Consider the following 15,383-nt stretch of genomic DNA (forward strand, 5'->3'; position numbering starts at 1 on the left):
ACACGGGTAGTGCTAACTCTGTATAGTGCTACTGTTATCTATTGGATGTTTATCGGATTTGGACGTGAGGTACATACCGGAGGTCCTCTTCAGTATAATCTGGTTCCATTTCGCACGGTGTCACTTTATTTCAACTTGGATAATGGTTTATCACTTATCAATCGGCTAGTAAATCTGCTAGGAAATGTTGTAGTTTTTATTCCATTTGGTTTTCTTTCGCCAATAGTAAAGATACGTCCTGTTTCTTGGCTTAGAATCTCGCTATATGCTGTCCCTTGTATTCTGCTTTTGGAGTGCTTGCAAATGCTGCTGCATGTGGGAAGCTTCGATATTGATGATTTACTATTAAACATGCTGGGTGTGTGGACAGGCTACGGATTGTTTCGAGTGATTAGCTGTAAAAGGAACAAAGAAGGAGAAATGTGAAGAATGTTGATTGATCTTAAACCCCTCATTGGTACATCTGAGGTGAATGAGCTGCTGACCTATGCGGTCATAGATGATCCGAATGCTCTACAGCAGACTTCGTCTGAGTATAGCGAACAAGCCGGGCTAAAGTTATATGGCTGGGAAGAGGAAGAATTACTGCTTGGTCTTGTAGGATTTGAAGAAACAGAAGATGGTTCCTTGGATATTCGGCATATTGCTGTATTGCCAGAGAACAGAGGAAAAGGCTATGCACGGGGGATGATTCTGGAGCTGCTTACTACGCGTCAGCCGCGTTATCTGGTAGCTGAAACAGAGGATGAGATTGCTGCAGATTTCTACCGTAGTCTTGGGTTCATGGTGTACAGCCTCGGCGAAAATGCAGCAGGCATTGAAACGCTGAGATGTGTTTATGAAGTAGAAGAGATCGAGGATGAGGAATAAACAGTTTTTAAAAGACATACAATGGCAGGTCGAGATGAAATCTCGGCCTGTTTTTTTGTTGGGTCACCTTAAATTGTTCCTTAGAATTGTAAAGTTGACTTTTGAAATAAATGGGATTATAGTTTGACAATGAAACTGTTCTACAGTTGAACTATATTTGGAGGTAGGAAGCTTTGGAAGATGAAGTTCAGCATTGGATTAACCGTTATATGGATGCTTATATGATGGTGACTCGACAAGTAGCCGCAAGAATTAAAGATAGCATTGCTGCAGATACAACGAATGATCAGTATCAAATTCTGCGTCTGATTAATGCTCAGGAACAATGTACATCTACATATCTAGCAGAAACTTTTTGCGTGGGTAAAAGCTCCATTACAGCAATAATCAACAGACTGGTGCAAGCGGGCATTATTGAGCGCACTCGTGACGAGAATGATCGTCGTCAGGTGTATTTATCGATGTCAGAGCATGGTAGAAGAGTATTTGAAGCAGCTGAGTCGCAAGTACATGAAGTAGTGGCCCCGTATTTGTTTCATTTTGAAAAGAAGGATATTGAGACGTTCATCATGATGTTTGAGAAACTGGCAAGTCTAATTCAGAATGATAATGGAGGGAAGAGCCAATGAAGACGATTCTAAAAGCAAGATGGGCGGTTATCGCAATCTGGCTCGCTGTAGCGGTGGTGCTAGTGATGACGGCCCCGTCTTTCTCTGATCTTGTCCGTGAGAAGGGGCAGGTTACCGTTCCAGAGGGATACCCTTCATCAAGAGCAGCAGAAATCATGAAGGAAGCGTCAAGTGACAAGGGAGGCGAATCACTCCATCAAGTAGCCCTTGTGTTCAATAACCCGAAGGGAATCGGAGCGGAAGAAACAGCAAGTATTCAACAAGGCGTTGAGAAGCTGGCTGCGAATAAGGAAGCTTTGCAGTTAGATTCCATCACCGATCCTTTTTCACAAAGTGAGCTTAAAGATACACTGATTGCCAAAGATGGCAAGACTATTATGGTGGCGTTGTCCGTAAAAGGTGAAGGAGAGGCTGTTACTGCGCTGCCAGATAAAGTGGATGAGATGCTCTCAGGTGTTAAAGCAGATCATTATTTGACCAGTGAAGGTATGATTACAGAGGATATGATTGCAAGCTCAGAAGCAGGGCTAAAGAAGTCGGAGTATATTACAGTTGTCTTTATCCTACTTATTCTATTCGTCGTGTTTCGTTCGTTCGTAGCGCCTTTTGTACCGCTGCTGACCGTGGGTATCAGCTATATTGTATCCCAATCTGTCGTGGCTTTTTTGGTGGATCGTTATGATTTTCCTTTATCAACGTTTACTCAAATCTTTATGGTTGCGGTCATGTTCGGGATCGGTACGGATTATTGTATTCTGCTGATCAGTCGCTTTAAAGAAGAATTGATGACCGCAGAAAATACTAAAAGTGCAATCATTGCAACTTATCGAAAAGCTGGAGGAACGGTGTTCTATTCGGGCTTAGCGGTGTTTGTAGGTTTTGTAGCGATTGGGTTATCGAAATTTATTCTCTATCGTTCAGCAGTAGCTGTTGCAGTTGGTATTGCAGTTATGCTTTTGGCACTTGTGACGATTGTTCCATTCTTTATGGCTGTTCTAGGCAAAAAGCTATTCTGGCCCTCCCGTGGCAAGCTGGAGCATAGTGAGAGCCGTATTTGGGGATGGGCAGGTTCTTTTTCTTTAAAAAGACCGTGGGCCGCACTTCTAATCGTTGCAGTAATCGTGTCCCCATTCCTAGTTACCTATAGCGGTAAGCTGTCCTTTAACAGCTTGGAGGAAATTGGCTCGGAATATGCTTCCGTAAAAGGCTTTAATATTATTTCGGAGAGCTTCGGACCAGGTGAATCGATGCCTGGCAAGATCGTTATCAAGAATGATGATCGTATGGACAATTCAGAATATCTGGGACTTGCGGAGAAAATTAGCCGCGAGCTGGAAAAAGTGGATAGCGTAAAATCCGTTCGCAGCATGTCACGTCCTACAGGTGAGCTGATTAGCGATTTCTTGATTCCGAATCAGGTCGGTACACTTTCTGATGGACTGGACCAAAGTAACGAAGGTCTGACCAAGATTCAGACCGGCTTGTCTGAAGCTAGTAAACAGCTTAGCGATAATGCTCCTAAACTTACAGAAGCTGTTGCAGGGAGTGCTAAGCTGACAGAGGGCACAGCGGATCTCAAAGACGGAATTGTTGCTTTAGGTGCTGGGCTCACCCAGATTGAGAGCGGGATTAAGAGTGGCTCAGCGGGTGCAGGAGAGATCAAATCCGGTCTTCAGCAGGCAGCAACAAGTGCTAAACAGTTAGCAGATGCAAATGCGAAGTTACTTGAGGGCTATAAAAAAATCGGTGGAGGCTTAACCCAACTGAAAGAAGGACTCGGGCAGCTTCCGAAGCAGCTACAAGGTGTTGCAGAGGCATTAAAAGGACTGGACGGTTCCTTCGCTGGCCTAGAGAGCAGTTATCCGGAAATTGTTCAGGATGTAAATTATTTGACGATCAAAGGTACAGTAGCACAAAGTGGTACGGGTGCAGCGCAACTAGCAGCCGGACTTGGTCAGGTTTCAGAACAGCTTAAAGGTGCAGCTACTGGCTTAAATGAGGCGAATGCCGGTTATGCCAAAGCTGCGGCTGGGCAAACCGCGCTCGCGCAAGGTTTAGCTAAGCTTGTAGCTGGAATCGGTCAACTGCAATCTGGACTCGATCAGGCGGCAGCAGGTCAAGGACAGATCGTAGAAAAGATTCCATCTATCACAAGTGGTCTTGATCAATTGCAAGGCGGACAGAAGCAGCTTGCAGATGGTTTTGGTGAATTGACAGGTCAGATTGGAGCCTTAACCACTGGACTGAGCGATAGTGCTGATGGATTGAAGCAAATTACAAGCGGTCTGGGCTCGGCACAAGAATACTTGAATCAGATTCAAGCGGCTAAGGATGAAGAGCTGAGCGGATTCTTCGTACCGGCTGAGGCACTTAAAGCTGAAGGTATAAAGCAGGTATTTGACACGTACTTATCTGATGACCGTAAGGTGATGACATTGGACGTGGTATTCACCGAGAATCCTTACAGCTCAGAGGCTATAGATAGTGTGGGTGATATTCAAGCAGCAGTAGATCGTGCAGTTAAAGGCACGAAGCTTGAAAATGCTGAAACAGCTATTAGCGGGGTTACAAGTAGTCAAAGCGATTTGCGGAATATTTCCAATGAAGACTATACGCGTACAGTAATCTTGATGCTGAGCGGTATTTTCATCATATTAGTGTTGCTGCTTCGTTCAATCGTAATGCCGATTTACCTTATCATTTCACTTTTGATCACTTACTTTTCAGCGTTGGGCGTTACAGAGGCAATTTTCGTTAATCTTCTGCACTATGAAGGGATCACCTGGACGACGCCATTCTTTAGTTTTGTTATGCTGATTGCACTAGGTGTGGATTATAGCATTTTCTTAATGGCCCGGTTTAACGAAAATAAAACATGGGACGTAAAAGAAGCGATTCTACACGCTATGCGCAATATGGGTACAGTTATCCTTTCAGCTGTAGTTATTCTGGGTGGTACCTTCGCTTCGATGTATCCTTCTGGGGTATTGTCGATGATGCAGATTGCTACAGTGGTGCTCGTAGGATTGGCCTTGTATGCTTTAATCTTCCTGCCGTTCTTTGTCCCTGTAATGGTACGGATCTTCGGCCGAGGAACTTGGTGGCCATTTACGGTTAAACAGAGCGGAGAAGCTAACAAGCAGGATTTAAATATGTAACTGGGACTATACCCCATTTATGAATCAGAAGTCATAACAAGTTGTTTTTTTGCAGCCAGCCACCGATATATTTATCGGTGGCTGGCTTTTTATTTGAGTAGAATGAATCGCTTCGATGGGACATTATTAGCGGGGAGAACTACTAATCCGTTCAATTGTCATGGGTCTTTTATCCATTGTCGTCTGGTTCTTTAGGTTATTGTTATTATGTTTTCGGAAAATTATAATAACACTGGATTCGTTTTCAAAGTCTCCAAATTACAACTAGAAAGCGAGATGATGAATGATGAAAGTAAGCATGAAGAACAGCAGTATCGCAAAGAAGGTTGTTCCATTTGTTATTACAGCGGGGGTTATTGCCGGAGTAGGACTTATCGATACCGATAAAGCGTTAGGACACGGTTATGTATCCGAACCAGCAAGTCGTGCGAAGCTTGGTGCAGCGAATAATGTGGGTTCTGTACAATATGAGCCACAGAGTCTAGAGGCACCAAAGGGCTTCCCATTGGCGGGTCCTGCGGACGGGAAGATTGCATCTGCGGGTGGCATGTTCGGAGGAATTCTGGATCAACAATCAAGTGATCGCTGGATTAAGCACGATATGGTTGGCGGAGTCAATGACATCACTTGGTATCATACAGCACAACATAGAACAACAAAATGGCATTACTATATTACGAAAAAAGGTTGGAATCCTAATACGCCAATTAAACGATCCGATTTAGAGCTTATTGGAACTTTTGAAAATGGCGGTAAACAGCCTGAGCGTTCTGTGACGCACAAAGTGAATGTCCCAACTGACCGCAGTGGATACCATGTTATTTTGGCGGTGTGGGATATTGATGATACAGCGAATGCCTTCTACCAAGTCATTGATGTGAATCTAAAGAACGGTGAATCAGGACCTGGGGTACAACCAGACACGGAGAAGCCGTCAACAGTAACGGGGTTACACACTATGAGTGTAGAATCGAGCAGTGTAGATCTTATGTGGAATGCTGCAACAGATAACGTAGGCGTAGATCATTACATGATTTATCGCGGGGATAGCGTCGGTATAGCGAAACAAATCGGAACATCCTCAACAACGAGCTTTAAAGACATTACTGTAGAAGCAGGTAAAATTTATACATATTATATTGTTGCGGTGGATCGTGCAGGAAACATGTCAGGCTCAAGTAATATTATTGTTGTTAGCACACCAAACCCGGAAGTGGTTATACCTCCAGTGGAAACACCAGATACTGTGAAGCCTTCGATGGTTGAGGGGCTGCATACCATGTCAGTGAAGCACAATAGTGTTAATCTGATGTGGAACGCCGCCCAAGATAATGTAGGTGTTGATCATTATGTTGTGTATCGAGAGGGTGTTGAATTGACCCAAACTAAGGGAACTTCCTTTACGGATTTAACGGTGCAAGCTTCCACTACGTACAATTATCATGTGAGAGCTGTAGACGCTGCTGGTAATATTTCAGACAAGAGCTCTTTGTATACAGTCACAACCCTTGTGAAACCCGTATTACCAGATGTAGCAGCTTGGAATGCAACCGGGTTGTACATTGTAGGAACAAAAGTTGAATACAAGGGTAACGTTTATGAAGCTCGATTGACATTTAGAAGTTTCGGTGATACCAACTGGAATCCGGAGTCGGCATTATCGCTTTGGAAATTAGTGGCGAACTAATAACATCGTTTCCCCCCAATTTATTATAAAAAAACGGAGATCATTTCTGATAATCAGAAGTGATCTCCGTTTTTTGGGTAAGGAGTCGTCAAGTTTATTTCATCTTGGCAAAAAAGCTGCGCAACGCCCAACCGCGCTCCTGCCGTTTTTTATATTTAGGAAGTGAACGATAAACAGCGGTGGACTCTTCGAAAGCTCGTTTCGCATCCTCTGATCTGCCAAGCGCTTTATACATCGAGCCAGCCAGATAATACGCCTCAGAAGAAGAAGACTGGATTTCTTGATACTGAGTAACGTAATGTAATGCTTTATCATGATTCGTATGGCGGAAAGTTTCCGCTAACCAAAGATATGGCTGTCCATATCGAGCCTTACGGTTGATCTCCAGACCACGAAGCATTTGTGCTTCGCCTTCCTCCAAAGCGCCTAGCTTAAGATTCACATGTCCGAGTTCTACCCAATATTCAGCAGATTGTTCATAACGGTCCTCGATTTGCAGTAGGAGATCCTTCGCTTCCCTGTATTTTTTACGTTCAGTCAAACTCCGCGCTAAATCAAATTTGGATGAAACATCATTAGGATTTAAAGAAATGGTTGTACGTAGCTTGGAAATTTGACGCATTCTTTTGAAGGGCTTTGTAATGCTGGGGAAGATGCCCACATATCGCCGATCCAAGAAATACAAGATAAGAAGCAGGATGAATATAGCCAGAAAAGGGTTGCCCACTAATCTGAAGAGCAGTAAAACACCTATAAATTTAAGCATAACTTCCCTCCATAATCATTTGGTTCCGGTATTGCGATTGAAAAGAGTAGATCCAAGGCAGCGTAATTATAACATAATTCAAAGCAATCTGAATCCCAGGATTTAAAAATTATACAACTTTGAGCAGCTTAATAGCGTCTTAGTGTAAGATGAATAATAATTACAATAATATCATAAGAAGGGAAAAATAAGATGAACTTATTAGCAAGGAAGTTACAGCTGTTTAGTTTGGTTGTTTGTTCTACTTTTATGGCTGTTACGTCAGTCCCACAAGTGATAAGCGCGGATCCCTCATCCGCGAAGCTGAGTGGAATTAAGGAGATTGTTGCCACTTCTGGATTTTGGGGAGGGAGCTCCTTCGCACTGGGGACTGACGGAACCGTATGGTCTTGGGGGAGCAATGTTTTTGGACAATTTGCAAATGGAACTGCAGGTCCTGAAGGGTGGACGATTACTCCCCATCGCATAGCAGCGCTTGATCGTACGAAGCAGTTAGAGATCGGTGGAATTTATTATGTTGCGCTGAACGAAGACGGGACGGTTAAAGCTTGGGGAGATTACCGGGATAAGAATGCTATAGAAGCAGGCAATGGGGTAAGCACTAAACAGCACAAGGTGCTGCTTCCTCAGGTTATCTCTGGGATGACCGATGTAGTCAGTATAGCTTCAGGCATACACAATACCTTAGCTTTGAGAAAGGATGGAAGCGTACTCCAGTGGAATCCTCCAGAAATCACTGATGTAGGTTTTACAGAGTTGCCTGCTGCTACCAAGGTTCAGGGTTTAAGTGAGGTAATGTGGGTCGGTAACAGTGACTATCAGGCCGCAATTCGCACCAACGGTACTCTTTGGATTTGGAGCGCTAACCCGCAAATAGAGAATACAAAAGCGGTGAAGAAGCCGACCCCAGTCAAGGATTTATATCATGTGAAGTCCGTTTCTATGAACTGGAGGAGTATACTGGCGTTAACTGAGACTGGAAGTGTCTGGGCAACGGTTGACAGCAATAATTATAACGAAATCATGATGAAGAAGATGCCAGGTCTTACGGATATTGTATCTGTTCAGACGAAAAATGGGTTCAATCTTGTTGCCAATAAAAAAGGAGAATACTGGGTATGGGAAGCTGGCACTTTATTGCAAGGTCTGCAAAAGATCACAGTCATAAAGCCGATCTCCAAACTTACGCTGGATTTAGGTGGCTTTGTAGCTGTTAAAAAAGATGGCACCGCGTGGACTTGGAATACCCAATCATCAACCGACAGTAAATGGGTCTTTACTAAGCCTAAACAAATCAAAGGCTTGAGTAATCCGGTTTCTTTTGCCACGGGGGAAAATAGTAAATATGCAGTTTTGAAGGATGGAACAGCAGTAGCTTGGGGGACGAATATGTTTGGTCAACTTGGAATCAGCGCGCTTGATTCACGTCCTTTTACTGTATCTCCTATCTTGAAGCCTGTTACTGTAATCGTGGATGGGAAGAAGATCGACTCCGCACAGTCTGCTATATTCTTGGATGGAAGTGTAAGAGTACCGATCAGCGAAGTGGCGGAAAATCTGGGCTACACCCTCTCATGGGACGGAGATATGACGCTCTCGAAAGAAGGCAAGAAAATCATCTTTAAAGAGGGAGCCATTAAAGTAAGTTATGCATCACTTGTTCCAGCGGCAGCTTTGGCTAAGGCACTAGGTGTTACTGCAGAGTGGAATAGTAAACTGTACCAATTAACGATACAAACAAAAAGATGACTTTCATTTAACACTTATTTTAATATTCTGATGTACAATAAGTGAATTATCTCAATTGAACCATAATAACCAGTCTGGAGTGATAGGTATGGCTTTTACAATATGTGTGTTCGCCGGTTCGAATCCAGGTCTTAATTCAGAATATACAGAAATGGCTAGAGAGTTGGGTTATCATATAGCTGCACAAGGTTGTAGGCTGGTTTATGGAGGTTCAAGAAATGGCCTGATGGGACAGGTGGCAGACGGAGTGTTGGCAAATGGTGGTGAAGTCGTCGGTATCATGCCAGTGGATCTTTTTAAAGATGAAATCAGGCATTCTGGGCTAACGAATCTGATTGAGGTCTCTAGTATGCATGAACGAAAGGCCGTTATGAGCGGTATGGCTGATGCGTTTATTGCCCTGCCGGGTGGTCTCGGAACCTTTGATGAGTTATTTGAAATTCTATGCTGGATGCAGATAGGGATTCATCAGAAGCCTATAGGGCTGCTGAATATAAGAGGTTATTTTAATCCACTGTTAGCCATGATCACTCACAGTGTAAGTGAAGGGTTTGCTCCAAAAAATGCGTTGAAAATGTTAGATATGAACTCTGATCCCGAATATTTGCTTGAACTGATGAGAGGTCAAGTTGATCATAGTAATAAAGGTTTTGGGAACGCTAGGTTTCCATCACAGCGTTAGATTCTAGGCTTCCACTGCTATAGGGAGCAAATGAACGGTTTACAAAATAAGGACGCAAACACTTAACGGTGATTGCGTCCTTATTGTTATTTTTTTAAAAAATCATTCATTAATAGGGGGAAGGTTTATGATACAAAAATTAGGTTTTGCGATTGACGACCGTTTGTTAATTATTAATGCCGACGATTTTGGAATAACTAAAGGAACTAATGAAGCTATTGTTAACTTATTTGAAGAAAAAGCAATAACATCCACATCTATTATGATCCCTTGCCCAGACTCAAATGAAGCAATGGAGATTGTCAATAGTAAAGGGATAAAGAATATTGGAATTCATCTAACTTTAACAAGCGGCGAGAAACATCTGTATCAACCAGTATTCAAAGAAAGAAATTTAAATAGTTTAATTACGGCGGAAGGATATTTTCATCAAGATGCCACTCTTCTGGAAAGAAACGCTGCTGCTAATGAGGTTAAATTAGAGATGGAATCGCAGATCCAAAGTGCAATTATACAAGGCATTGATCCAACTCATCTGGATAGTCATGGTGGAAGCATTATGGGGTTATTCACAGGGCGAGATTTTATAGAAATAACATTTGATTTATGTGAAAAGTACCAACTACCCTTTAATTTACCTAGTAGGATCTTAGACCAACCATTTTTTAATAATGATCAATTGAGATTGTTTCAAAAAAGAATTTCTTCAGCAAAAGAGAGGGGGATTTTATTAATCGATGATATAGTTTCTCTTCCATATTGTTTTAACCCCAATGCTGAGTACAGCAAAATGAAAAGGAGATTAACTGATCTATTAAAGGATCTAAAACCTGGAGTAACCCAGTTAACTATACATCCTTCTAAAAAAACAGAGCAGTTAATAGCGATAACGGAATGTTATACAGAAAGAGAATTGGAGTATCTTCTTCTAAATGATATTGAAATTAAGCAAGTGATTAATAATGAGCAAATTAAACTTATTTCGTGGAGAGACATTCGTGATTTACAAAGAGGTATTTAGCGCATTGCAAAAAAGGGATCATTTAAATTTGTTTAAACAGAAAGTCATAAAAGTGATTAAACTTTGGAAAAGCTGGGTAAGTAACCATATGCAATTAAGCGAAAATAGAAATTTCAGGAACGACACGGAAGGAGGTTAGAATTCAATGAATGTGATGGTACATAATCTTATGGCTTACAATCATCAGTTTTTTAGACCTCAGCCCGTGGTCAATCCTAAACAAGAGAGAGCTAATAAGAAGAAGCAGAGTTTTCAGGAAGTCTTGAATGAAAAAATGAAAGTGTATGGCACATACAAAAATATTAAGTAAGAGCTACTACATATGTCTGCTGAAAAAAGCCGGAACGCATTGATCCCAAGGGTCAGTGTGTTCCGGCTTTTTTTAGGGTCTAACCTCATAAAATTGGCAACTCTTACGAGCGTAATAAGTCAGATCGCTAACCCTCGACTGAATAACTACATCAGAATCGGTGAAGCGGACAACAGTGGCCCCTGAATTCACCAAATGATCGTCCTGAAATACACGAACAGGTAGTTTGCGGTCAACGGCTTCTTGGAAATCGCTGTCTGTTAGCAGCGGGCGGTTAATTGGCATAAGTATTTAACTCCTTTTGATCATTTAATGAAGTTAGAAATAAAAATAGTATACCTGTGGAAGCATGAGAAATCCAATATAAATGAAGCTGACGAACATTCTATGAGCAGCACATTTGGACAAAATTCTATACGCCCATCTCAGACATAACATAGTTATGAATGTATTAAGGGGGTCTAGATATGCATTGGCTTTCCATCATCATTATTGGGTTGGCTTCAAATTTGGATAACTTAGGAATAGGCGTTTCCTTTGGCGCTAGGTCCACAAGAATTACACCATTTTCTAATCTGATTTATTGCTGTTCTGTCGATGCTGGCTACATATATCTCAATAACTTCAGGTGAGTATGTGTCAGAATATTTTTCTGAAGCGAATGGAAATGCCATTGGAGGGTGCTTGATTCTGTTTATGGGAATCTGGAGTATTAGAGCTGTGCATAAAAAAACAACTTCAAATGTAAGCATGGATATAGAGAGCAACGTCGTGAGCACATCTTCTACAGATACTGGCTATCGTCATGTTTTAAAATGGCAAGAATTTGTGTGGCTTGGTGTGGCGTTGGCTATAAACTGTATTGCTACAGGCTTTGGAGCAGGGATCAGCGGCGTGAACGCAACATTCACAGCGATCTCAGTGGGTGTCTTTTCGTTTATCACTGTTGCTGCCGGAATGAAAATCGGGAATCGAATGTCCAAAACTTGGCTAGGTAAACATTCTGATCTTATCGGTGGATTGTTATTAGTAGGCATAGGTCTGTATGTAATATTGATTTAAGCTGATCTTGAGTTCGTAATTATTTCCACCATAAATCGGAAGTTTGCCTCCTCAAAAAAAGAATATAAACCCTGTACACTAAATCTTGTAAGAGAAACCTTTGAAAGGGGTACAGGGGAATGAATAAAGTAAAACACTTGGCGCTTTCGTTAGTCGCTATCATGCTTGTAGGTTCACTGGCAGCATGCGGAGGTAACAACGCCGAGAATAATGCATCAAGTAAAAATACAGGTAACAACGCAGCAAGCACAAGTGAACCTACAAAAGATGAGGGTACTGAGCCTGCTGAGAAAATCGAACTTTCTTTCTGGACACTCGGAAACGTGAACTATGAGGATCTAGCGAAAGAGTACACGAAGGAACATCCAAACGTTACGATCAAGGTTCAAAATACCGGTGACCAAACGGCTCATCATAATAATTTGACCACTGCTTTATCTGCGGGGTCGGGCGCACCAGATATTTTCCAACTTGAAATCGGTTTCATGGAGCGTTTTATCAATGCACAGGATAAATTCTATAACCTGAATGATCTCGGAGCCAAAGATATTCAAGCGAACTATCTGGATTGGAAATGGAAACAAGCCTCTTCCGTAGATGGAAGCTTCCAGCTGGGTCTTCCTACAGATATCGGTCCAACGGTTGTGTATTACAGAACAGATTTGGCTGAAGAAGCGGGATTGCCAAGTGACTCCGAGGGATTCGGCGCAGCGATTGATACTTGGGACAAGTTCGCAGCTGTAGCCAAAGCTTTCAAGGAAAAGACAGGCAAACCTTTTGTAGACCTTACTGATCTTACATTTAACGCATTACGTGACCAATCTGCGGATGAAATTTATTTCAGCAAAGCGGATGGCAGCTTTATCGGAGACACCAATCCGCAAGTTCGCAAAGCTTATGATTTCACAGTTAAAGGTATCCAAGAAGGCTGGATCAGCAATGTGATGCTCTGGTCTCCTGAATGGGGACAAGGGATGAACGACGGATCATTTGCAGTGGTTATGGGACCTGCTTGGATGGCAGGGAATGTTAAGAGTAATGCTCCAGACTCCACTGGCAAATGGAAAATCGCGCAGCTTCCAGAAGGTGCTGGTAACTGGGGTGGTTCGTTCCTGACACTCCCTAAAGAAGGTAAGCATTCTAAAGAAGCTTATGACTTTATCGCATGGATGGATAACAAGGATAATCAACTGGAATCATTCAAAACAAAAGGTTTGATGCCTTCTATTCCAGCACTGTACGAAGATCCGGCATTCGTAGATTTCAAAGATGAATTCTTCGGTGGACAACAAACGGCTGTTGAATTTGGTAAAGCTGCTAATCGTGTAAAACCTGTATACTACGGTCCTCTTCATGACCAAACCGATACCTTCTTCAAAAATGCACTGAAAAATGTGCTAGAGAAAAAGGCTGATCCGGCTAAAGAGTGGGATGAAGCTGTAAAACAAGCGAAAACACTGGCTGAACGCAGTTAAGACTTCTAATAAAAGCACTCTATTTTTAGAAGGTCCGGATTCATGGAGAACGGTATTCTCTATGAATTCGGATTTATCTCGCATAAACGCTTAGCGTCCTTATAGAGACGTCAAAGACGTTTTTGCTTAATACGTTAGATTACCTGGAGGTGTGACATGGCTGAGCCTGTTATTTCGAGTCCGCATGCCGAGAGCAAGCGTCCGTTTTTAACTGAACAAAGAAGGAGCCGCATCACTGCTTATACTTTCATTTCTCCTTTTTTTATTCTGTTCTCGATATTTGGACTATATCCGATCTTTTTTACGATCTACCTCTCATTCTTTAAATGGGATGCCTTGAATCCTATGAAATTCGTAGGAATGAAAAATTATGAATTGGTCACAAGCGACCCTACCTTTTGGATTTCTTTTAGCAACACCTTAATTATGGGACTGCTCGGAACTGTTCCACAGATCCTATTGGCGCTTTTGATTGCCGTATTGTTGAATTCGGGGATGACTCGTTTCAAGAAAACATTCCGCGTTCTCTTTTTCATGCCCAATATTACGTCTATCGTTGCGGTTACCCTAGTGTTTAGTACGCTGTTTGGGAACAACGGGATGATCAACTGGATGCTCAGTGGTTTAGGGCTTGATAGTGTGGCCTTCAACTCTGGCTGGTGGGGGGTCAAAATCGCGATCTCAACCATGGTGATGTGGCGCTGGACAGGGTATAATGCCATTATTTTCCTATCAGGACTTCAAAGTATTCCAACGGATTTGTATGAAGCAGCCCGTATTGATGGAGCGAACAGAAGGCAACAATTAACCTTCATTACATTGCCATTACTGAAACCGTTCATCGTATTTGTCACTTTGCTCTCGACTATAGGCGCCCTGCAGCTGTTCACTGAGCCTTATGTATTCTTAGGACAATCAGGAACGGGATCTACACGCCAGGAAGGCATCACTATGGTTACCTATTTGTACAGCGAGGCATTCCGCAATGGATTCTTCGGTACGGCGGCGGCTACGGCAGTCCTGCTGTTTGTGGTCACAATTATATTTTCTGTCCTTAATATGCTGGTTTCAAGCCGCATGGGTGGAGATACAGGAGGGGGTAAAGCGTGAGTACTGTGCGTCTATTAAAAAAAGATCCGGATGATCTTGGGATTTTCGGCAAAGTAGGATTTTATCTCATTCTGATTTTTGGTGCACTCGTGTCCATCTTTCCTTTTTACTGGATGTTTGTAGTTGGCACAAATGATAGGGGCGCAGTATTCCATGTACCCCCTTTGCTTACGGTTGGGAACCAGTTTTTTGATAATTTCCAGCGGGTTCTGGATAAAACGGATTTCTTCCAAGCCCTTGGAAACTCATTATTCGTCTCGTCTATGGTAACCATATCGGTCGTATTTTTCTGTACACTTGCTGGTTATGCTTTTGCTAAATATGAATTCCCGTTTAAAAATATTCTGTTTTACTTTGTTATTGCCACTCTATTTGTACCCCAGCAGCTTGGTGTATTACCTACTTATGTAATTATGGCCAAGCTCCACTGGATCGACTCTTTCAAGGCGCTGATTGTTCCGGCTATGGTTAATGCCTTTGGGATCTTTTGGATGCGGCAGTATATCTCTACAGCTGTACATACGGAACTGATCGAAGCTGGACGGATTGATGGCGGAGGACATTTCCGGATCTTCTGGAACATCGCCATTCCAGTTATCACTCCAGCTATGGCAACTCTAGGCATACTGAATTTTATGACCGTATGGAATGACTTCTTCTGGCCTTTGGTCGTGTTAAAGAACCAAGAACATTTTACAATACAAATCGCGCTCCAGCAGTTATTCTCCAATCGCGACGGTCTGGATTATGGAATGATCATGTCAGCTACGTTTACGGCGACCTTGCCACTGCTGATCGTCTTCCTGTTATTTAGCCGTTGGGTAATTGCAGGACTAACCTCAGGAGCTATTAAGAGCTGATTTT

Annotated in this window: 15 protein-coding genes; 13 read left to right on the forward strand and 2 right to left on the reverse strand. The window is 42.5% G+C overall.

Translation table 11 applies throughout. The annotated features are described in order from the left end of the window. The first annotated feature begins 9 nt into the window (after nt 1-9). The 5 genes from NYE25_RS02365 to NYE25_RS02385 all read left to right on the forward strand — a co-directional run bounded on the left by NYE25_RS02365 (nt 10) and on the right by NYE25_RS02385 (nt 6,344). On the forward strand, nt 10-426 hold the full coding sequence (locus NYE25_RS02365) for a VanZ family protein (RefSeq protein ID WP_341145001.1): 417 nt from the start codon (nt 10-12) through the stop codon (nt 424-426). Between the two features lie 3 nt (nt 427-429). Further along, the gene (locus NYE25_RS02370) at nt 430-870 is read left to right on the forward strand and encodes a GNAT family N-acetyltransferase (RefSeq protein WP_341054190.1); all 441 of its coding nucleotides are present in this window, start codon (nt 430-432) and stop codon (nt 868-870) included. A gap of 173 nt (nt 871-1,043) precedes the next feature. Next, nucleotides 1,044-1,499, forward strand: a complete 456-nt coding sequence (locus NYE25_RS02375; protein ID WP_341054192.1) for a MarR family winged helix-turn-helix transcriptional regulator — start codon at nt 1,044-1,046, stop codon at nt 1,497-1,499. After that, a complete protein-coding gene (locus NYE25_RS02380) occupies nt 1,496-4,657 on the forward strand; it encodes an MMPL family transporter (RefSeq protein ID WP_341145002.1) in 3,162 nt (1,053 codons plus the stop codon). The genes NYE25_RS02375 and NYE25_RS02380 overlap by 4 nt, the downstream gene beginning before the upstream one ends. 283 nt (nt 4,658-4,940) lie before the next feature. Beyond that, nucleotides 4,941-6,344 carry a lytic polysaccharide monooxygenase gene (locus NYE25_RS02385; protein ID WP_341145003.1) on the forward strand — a complete coding sequence of 468 codons (1,404 nt, stop codon included), beginning with the start codon at nt 4,941-4,943 and terminating at the stop codon, nt 6,342-6,344. Between the two features lie 94 nt (nt 6,345-6,438). Here NYE25_RS02385 and NYE25_RS02390 read toward each other — a convergent pair whose 3' ends face one another. Then, a complete protein-coding gene (locus tag NYE25_RS02390) occupies nt 6,439-7,110 on the reverse strand; it encodes a tetratricopeptide repeat protein (RefSeq protein WP_042187471.1) in 672 nt (223 codons plus the stop codon). A 192-nt stretch (nt 7,111-7,302) separates the two neighbouring features. Here NYE25_RS02390 and NYE25_RS02395 point away from each other — a divergent pair, with 192 nt between their 5' ends. The 4 genes from NYE25_RS02395 (at nt 7,303) to NYE25_RS02410 (ending at nt 10,872) form a co-directional block, all read left to right on the forward strand. Next, nucleotides 7,303-8,859: a stalk domain-containing protein gene (locus tag NYE25_RS02395; RefSeq protein ID WP_341145004.1), complete on the forward strand. Its 1,557-nt coding sequence runs from the start codon at nt 7,303-7,305 to the stop codon at nt 8,857-8,859. Nucleotides 8,860-8,947: 88 nt separating this feature from the next. Then, nucleotides 8,948-9,541 carry an LOG family protein gene (locus NYE25_RS02400; RefSeq protein WP_076282875.1) on the forward strand — a complete coding sequence of 198 codons (594 nt, stop codon included), beginning with the start codon at nt 8,948-8,950 and terminating at the stop codon, nt 9,539-9,541. Between the two features lie 127 nt (nt 9,542-9,668). After that, nucleotides 9,669-10,562 carry a polysaccharide deacetylase family protein gene (locus NYE25_RS02405; RefSeq protein WP_341145005.1) on the forward strand — a complete coding sequence of 298 codons (894 nt, stop codon included), beginning with the start codon at nt 9,669-9,671 and terminating at the stop codon, nt 10,560-10,562. Between the two features lie 145 nt (nt 10,563-10,707). After that, on the forward strand, nt 10,708-10,872 hold the full coding sequence (locus tag NYE25_RS02410) for a hypothetical protein (RefSeq protein WP_179085705.1): 165 nt from the start codon (nt 10,708-10,710) through the stop codon (nt 10,870-10,872). 72 nt (nt 10,873-10,944) lie between these two features. On the opposite strand, the gene NYE25_RS02415 is transcribed toward NYE25_RS02410, so the two are convergent. Further along, a complete protein-coding gene (locus NYE25_RS02415) occupies nt 10,945-11,157 on the reverse strand; it encodes a hypothetical protein (protein WP_042187476.1) in 213 nt (70 codons plus the stop codon). Between the two features lie 312 nt (nt 11,158-11,469). Between NYE25_RS02415 and NYE25_RS02420 the strand changes: the two genes are divergently transcribed. The 4 genes from NYE25_RS02420 to NYE25_RS02435 all read left to right on the forward strand — a co-directional run bounded on the left by NYE25_RS02420 (nt 11,470) and on the right by NYE25_RS02435 (nt 15,379). Next, complete coding sequence (locus tag NYE25_RS02420) at nt 11,470-11,934, forward strand: manganese efflux pump MntP (RefSeq protein ID WP_341145006.1); 465 nt, start codon at nt 11,470-11,472, stop codon at nt 11,932-11,934. Nucleotides 11,935-12,053: 119 nt separating this feature from the next. Further along, the gene (locus tag NYE25_RS02425) at nt 12,054-13,409 is read left to right on the forward strand and encodes an ABC transporter substrate-binding protein (RefSeq protein WP_341054210.1); all 1,356 of its coding nucleotides are present in this window, start codon (nt 12,054-12,056) and stop codon (nt 13,407-13,409) included. A gap of 156 nt (nt 13,410-13,565) precedes the next feature. Then, nucleotides 13,566-14,519, forward strand: coding sequence for a carbohydrate ABC transporter permease (locus NYE25_RS02430; protein WP_042187483.1), 954 nt, complete (start codon nt 13,566-13,568; stop codon nt 14,517-14,519). After that, nucleotides 14,516-15,379, forward strand: coding sequence for a carbohydrate ABC transporter permease (locus NYE25_RS02435; RefSeq protein WP_341145007.1), 864 nt, complete (start codon nt 14,516-14,518; stop codon nt 15,377-15,379). Before NYE25_RS02430 ends, NYE25_RS02435 begins: the two co-directional genes overlap by 4 nt. Nucleotides 15,380-15,383: the final 4 nt, after the last annotated feature.

The organism is Paenibacillus sp. FSL E2-8871 (assembly GCF_038000345.1).
Taxonomy (GTDB): Bacteria; Bacillota; Bacilli; order Paenibacillales; family Paenibacillaceae; genus Paenibacillus_AQ.